Below are 517 nucleotides of genomic sequence, written 5' to 3' on the forward strand. Positions count from 1 at the left end.
AGACGCTCCTTCAGAGACAGCTCGCGCGCCTTGCGGTGGTTGGCGTAGACGTCAGCTTCGGGCTCGGCGAACAAGCCGCCAAACAGGTCCATGTGGCCGCTCTCAGCGCTGCGCGCCGTCTGCTCCGCGGCCTGCACCGCTTCTTCCATCGCCGCCAGCAAAACCGCCCGATTGCGGTCGATGTTGGCCTGATAGGCCTTGACCTCTTCGAAGAAATACGGACCCAGACGATCCAGCGCACCGGAGCGAATCAGCGCCTCAAGGGTACGCTTGTTGATCCGTTTCAGGTCGATCCGCGCGCAGAAGTCGAACAGATCCTTGAATGACCCACCTTCGGCACGGCATTCAGCGATGGCCTCGACCGGCCCCTCGCCCACGCCCTTGACTGCACCTAGGCCATAGACGATACGGCCGTCATCGTTGACGGTGAACTTGAACTCGGAAATGTTCACATCCGGCGGGTCGATGCGCAGCTTCATGCTGCGGCATTCCTCGATGAGGATCACCACCTTGTCGG

Annotated in this window: 1 pseudogene; it reads right to left on the reverse strand. The window is 61.5% G+C overall.

Features of this window, described 5'->3' with window-relative positions:
* Positions 1–506 (reverse strand): annotated as a pseudogene (locus tag CXQ97_RS21335) (hypothetical protein); the annotation flags it as partial.
* Positions 507–517 lie beyond the last annotated feature (11 nt).

Origin of the sequence: Arthrobacter sp. B0490 (assembly GCF_002929355.1) — a bacterium.
Classification (GTDB): domain Bacteria; phylum Actinomycetota; class Actinomycetes; order Actinomycetales; family Micrococcaceae; genus Arthrobacter_D.